The sequence below is a fragment of the Arthrobacter sp. I3 genome (assembly GCF_000520575.1).
Lineage (GTDB): Bacteria > Actinomycetota > Actinomycetes > Actinomycetales > Micrococcaceae > Arthrobacter > Arthrobacter humicola_A.
Genome location: NZ_KI914944.1, coordinates 1 through 4,527 on the forward strand (window position 1 = coordinate 1; position 4,527 = coordinate 4,527).

Sequence of the window (4,527 nt, forward strand, 5' to 3'; positions counted from 1 at the left end):
GGCGGGCGGGCCCACAGCTACGTGCTGTCCTGGCGCGCACCGGGAAACCTCTATGGCGCCGCGCACACAGTTGACCTGCCCCTGCTCTTCGGCCACCAGAGCACGTGGGAAGGTGCCGGACTCCTGGCGGGGGCGACGTGGGACGAGGTCAATGCCCACGGCCGGGCGATGCGGGCGCTGTGGGCACGGTTCGCCTACGGGGAAGGCCTCGGATCACGCGGAGAGATTCCCGGCTCGCTCCGGTACCGCTCGGTCTGAACTCCCGAGGCCTCACACGGCGTGCGCTGGAGGAGGGACTTGCCTGCCAGTCCAGGATCATTGGCTGTGGCCTGGCCCGTGACCAGTCGAAGATGAAGTTCATGAGGGCCCGGCCGGTGCCGGCCAGCCGCGTGCCGGGGTCAACAAAGACGTCATGGACCCGGCCCGTCGTGAAGTCAGCCCGCAGGCCTGGCCCGAAATCCTGAGCGAGGCCATAGCCGAGCAGCCTTGTGCGTGCCGGAGCCACCGGGAGGCACCATGAGCCATCGGCCAGGAACCGGGCGAAACGGCTATCGAAAACCTCCGGCGGCACCTCCTGTGCGGCTGGAGTGAAGGCAATGGACAACCGGCGCACCTCGGCCGCGTCTTCCGGCCTCGCTGCGCGCACCACCAGCCCTTTCGGCGTCACGTGGGCACTTTCCCTTGAATCATCGCCGACATTTGATCAATCCTGTGGACGGAATTGGGGTCGTGGCTCTGCCGGGTCAGCGGCCGCGGCCTCTGCGCGAAGCTGTGCGATCCGCAGCTTCAGATACGTGTTCAGCCGGAATACGGTTCGCGCCAGGACGAAGACCGCCGCCACCGGAAAGGCCCAGTAAAGAACCGCGACAAGCAGACCAAGGTCCAATTTCAAACCCCCAGAGTTGATGCCGCGTTTGCGACTCAGCGCAGCATAGAGGCTGCAGCGACTATTGACATAGTCAATTTCAGCTGCGGTAACCCGGCCGAAATACGGGAGTGCCTACTCAGTGAGCTCGGCCAGAACTTCGGCCGCGTCTGTATTGCCCGCAGCTGCCAGACGCCGAAGCTCATCCAGGTCTTCCTTCTCAGCTGCGAGTTCAACCAGCTGATCCTCAGCGTCGCGGCTGCCGCCGTCGGCAAGTTGTCGCAGTTCCTCGAAGTCTTCCCGCTCCGCGGCCAGCTCGATGAGCTCGCCGATGGCGTCGTTGTCACCGCGGGCAGCCCGCTCCCGGAGTGCTGAAAGATCAGATTCTGACATTGCGTAGACCTTTCCAGAAAACGGTTCCGTTCGGCCGGCCCGGTCCGCAGCGGTCGACGTGGCCGGTGGAGGCCGACACGGTGTTAATGCAGGGTACCGCGCTGCCGGAATCGGCCCTAGTGTGATGTCTGCCAGGAGTCCCAAGGGCTAGCCCATTTACGGAGATGGGGAGAGGGTCGTGGAAGAAACGCCTCGGCCCGGCCGGCGTCCGATGTGGCCCTGGGTGTGTGCCATCTTGTTGGTGATCGCCGTCGACGCCTTGGTTCTCGGCTTTCGGACAGGCGAGTGCATCGACTACACGGCGGAATCCGGCGCCGCAAGCACCTGCACGAGCGGCCCGGCCCTTGGATCCGCGGGCACGTGGCTCCTCGCCGCAGCCAGCGTCCTCGTCATCGGCTACCTTGCCCGCCGCCTCGCGCGCGCCGCCCGGCACCGGTGACCGCAGTTGATAGATTCTGGACCATGACCACTCCGGACATCAGCGTCAGGGCCGCAACCGTGCACGACGCCGCACGGCTGGCCGAGATCCACATCGCGGCCTGGCGGGCCACTTACCGCGGCGTCATGACCGATGAATACCTGGACGGTCTTGACGTCGACCGCGCGGCATCCGCCTGGCGCCGAAACATCCTTGAACCCAGGCAAGGGACCATTCACCTCGTCGTCCAAAGCGCCGATGCGGTTGCCGGGTTCGCCATCCTCGGCCCTGCTGCCGGCGACCCGGACCCGGGAACCGGTCAGCTCCACGCGATCAACGTGCATCCGGACTGGTGGGCGCAGGGCGTAGGCTCCGTCCTGTTCGCGGCCGCGGAACAACGGTTGATCGAACTCGGCTATGACCGGGCATTTCTCTGGGTGGAGAAAGGCAACGATCGGGCTATCAACTTCTACACCAACCGCCGTTGGCTCGACGACGGAGGGACCCTGGAAGATACGAGATTCGATCCGGCGGTGGCCGAGAAGCGCCACAGCCGGATCCTCCCCGCCGGGAGCTAGCCGAGGACTCCCCGGCGTCAGGCTCCCGTCCAGCGCCGTGTTCAGAGCCAGCGCCTCAACCTGACGAGTCCTTACTCCCCGATCTGGGCCAACGTTTCCGTCAGCTTCTTGAGGATCTGTCCGCGCCAGCCGCCACCCATAATGCGGTGAGCGATCACATGGCTCGGCTCTTCCGGGTCGAATCCTTCGTGGATGAGGAACAGTCGTGTCCCTGCCCCCTCGGGGACCAGGGTCCACGTGACTGTGCTGTTCAGGTCGTTGCCCGCTTCTGCGTCCCGCCAGGAGATCCGCAGGAGCCGTTCGGGGTCAATTTCAAGAACTTCACTGGCGACAAGACCGCTGAAGCCTACGGCCGGGACAGGAGTCCCGCGCATGGTGTAGCGGTGCCCAATGACGGGTTCAAAGTCGTTTTCCATCAGCCACGCCGCGATCAGGGCCGGTTCCGTGAGCGCCCTCCACACCTTTGCGGGCGGGTGGGGGAGAAATTCGTCGAGCTCTATGGCCGTCAACGTCAATGACATCAGGTGTCCTTCAGGTTTTCGAGAGTATGGTTCAGGTCTTTTAGGCGGGCGCGCCAGAACTTCTCGAAAGGCGACAGCCACGAGGCAACGTCGGCAAGAGGCTCGGGTGTCAGTAAATATCGAATTGTCCGTCCCCTCCGCTCCTCCGAGACGAGGTTCCGATCGAGCAGCACCCTCAAATGCTCGGACACGCTTGGTCGGGCCATGTCATATCGTTCGGCAATCTCGCCAGCGGTTCGTGGCCCTTCCAGGAGGAGCGTCAGAATGTCCCGCCTGGTGGGGTTAGCCAACGCTCCGAAGAGAAGGTCAGCGGGAGAATCTTTCGTTCTGACTGGCACGGACCAATAATAGGTAGGATATTTCCTACGGGTCAAGTTTTCTGGCTGCCTGTCAGCCTGCCGGGTCCGCTGGTGCTGGGGTCCGGAAGATCGGGCCGTGGAGTTCGCCGGGTTCCGCTGGGCCCGGCGGCATGCCGGCACCGGTGACTGCCGCCATCATGCGAAGAGACCTTCGCCGATGAAGCCTCCCGCCCGGATGCCAGGCGGAACCGCGAACAGGCCCGAGCCGGTGTGCTTGAGGTATTCCAGGGCCAGCGTGTCCTCCTTGGCCATGGCCAGCTGCATGGGCACATAGTGGGTCCTGGGGTCCGTGACGAACGCGATGAAGAACAGTCCGGCGTCGAGGTGCCCCAGGCCGTCCGAGCCGTCGGCGTAGTTGTAGCCGCGCCGGAGCATCTTGACGCCGTCGTTCTGGCTCGAGTGCGCGAGCCTGACGTGGGCGTCCATCGGGATCAGTGGTTCCCCGCCGTGACCCTGGATCTGGAAGTCGGGGGCGGTGAATTCCTCGCCGCCGGAGAGCGGGGCCCCTGCGCCCTTGGTGCGCCCGAGCAGCGCTTCCTGTTCCCGCAGTGAGGTGCGGTCCCAGATTTCGATGTGCATCCGGATCCGGCGCGCCACGAGGTACGTGCCGCCGGCCATCCAGCCCTCTTCCGGGCGCGTTCCCTGGCCTGCCCACACATGCTCCTCGAGCAAAGCGGTGTCCTCGGCCTTGAGGTTGTTGGTGCCGTCCTTGAAGCCGAAGAGGTTCCGCGGGGTGGCCTGTGACCTCGACGTGGAGGACGTCCGCCCGAAGCCGAGTTGGGACCAGCGGACGCGCGTCTGCCCGAAGCCGATGCGGGCAAGGTTGCGGATCGCGTGGACGGCCACCTGGGGGTCGTCGGCGCAGACCTGCACCACGATGTCGCCGCCGGTGCGTCCCGGCTGGAGGTCGTCGCCTGGGAAGTGTGGCAGGTCGATCAGGGCGTCCGGGCGGCGCCCCTCGAGTCCGAAGCGGGCTTTGCCGTCCTTCTCGAACAGGCCGGGGCCAAACCCGAAGGTGAGGGTGAGTCTGCCGGCCCCGAGGTCCAGGGCCTCACCCGTGTCCTCGGGCGGGGCGTCGTAGGGGCCATCGACGGCGCCGCTGCCGCCCGTGCTGCGACCCTCGGTCATCGCCACGGCGGCGGCCGTCCAGTCTTTCAGGAGCCGGATGAGCTCTGCACGGTCCTCCGTGACCAGGTCGAAGGCTGCAATGTGAAGGCGGTCCTGGGCCGGCGTGACGATGCCGGCCTGACGGTCACCGTGGAAGGCGATGATGTCGCCGGGCTTTGCCACTGGGAGTGCCGCGGCCTCGACGGCGTCGTGGCTGAGGAAGCCAGCCGCCAGACCGGCGACGGCGCCTGCGCCGCCGGCTCCTGCCAGGGACAGGAGCCCGCGG

The 4,527-nt window shown here is 66.0% G+C and carries 6 protein-coding genes and 1 pseudogene; 3 read left to right on the forward strand and 4 right to left on the reverse strand.

Going from position 1 to position 4,527, the window contains the following annotated elements; all coding sequences use genetic code 11:
* Window positions 1-258: pseudogene (locus Y706_RS29395) on the forward strand (carboxylesterase/lipase family protein); the annotation flags it as partial.
* Window positions 259-1,000: 742 nt separating this feature from the next.
* Here the strand turns inward: Y706_RS29395 and Y706_RS28340 are convergent.
* Window positions 1,001-1,258, reverse strand: a complete 258-nt coding sequence (locus Y706_RS28340; protein WP_084476211.1) for a hypothetical protein — start codon at window positions 1,256-1,258, stop codon at window positions 1,001-1,003.
* A gap of 178 nt (window positions 1,259-1,436) precedes the next feature.
* On the opposite strand from Y706_RS28340, the gene Y706_RS0116915 reads away from it, so the two are divergent.
* Window positions 1,437-1,697, forward strand: a complete 261-nt coding sequence (locus Y706_RS0116915) for a hypothetical protein (RefSeq protein ID WP_156945178.1) — start codon at window positions 1,437-1,439, stop codon at window positions 1,695-1,697.
* 23 nt (window positions 1,698-1,720) lie between these two features.
* Window positions 1,721-2,254 (forward strand): GNAT family N-acetyltransferase, encoded by a 534-nt coding sequence (locus Y706_RS0116920; protein WP_028277531.1) that lies wholly within the window; start codon window positions 1,721-1,723, stop codon window positions 2,252-2,254.
* A 71-nt stretch (window positions 2,255-2,325) separates the two neighbouring features.
* Here Y706_RS0116920 and Y706_RS0116925 read toward each other — a convergent pair whose 3' ends face one another.
* The 3 genes from Y706_RS0116925 to efeB all read right to left on the reverse strand — a co-directional run.
* Entirely contained in the window at window positions 2,326-2,775 is a 450-nt protein-coding gene (locus Y706_RS0116925) for an SRPBCC family protein (RefSeq protein WP_028277532.1), read from the reverse strand.
* The gene (locus tag Y706_RS0116930) at window positions 2,775-3,254 is read right to left on the reverse strand and encodes a metalloregulator ArsR/SmtB family transcription factor (protein WP_343213077.1); all 480 of its coding nucleotides are present in this window, start codon (window positions 3,252-3,254) and stop codon (window positions 2,775-2,777) included. The genes Y706_RS0116925 and Y706_RS0116930 overlap by 1 nt, the downstream gene beginning before the upstream one ends.
* A 15-nt stretch (window positions 3,255-3,269) precedes the next feature.
* Window positions 3,270-4,527, reverse strand: a 1,258-nt coding sequence (efeB, locus tag Y706_RS0116935) for an iron uptake transporter deferrochelatase/peroxidase subunit (protein ID WP_028277534.1), incomplete at its 5' end; no start/stop codon positions are given.

Coding starts and splice junctions, on each gene's coding strand:
- Y706_RS28340 (WP_084476211.1), bottom strand. CDS start 1,258: ATGTCAGAATCTGATCTTTCAGCACTCCGGGAGCGGGCTGCCCGCGGT.
- Y706_RS0116920 (WP_028277531.1), top strand. CDS start 1,721: ATGACCACTCCGGACATCAGCGTCAGGGCCGCAACCGTGCACGACGCC.
- Y706_RS0116925 (WP_028277532.1), bottom strand. CDS start 2,775: ATGTCATTGACGTTGACGGCCATAGAGCTCGACGAATTTCTCCCCCAC.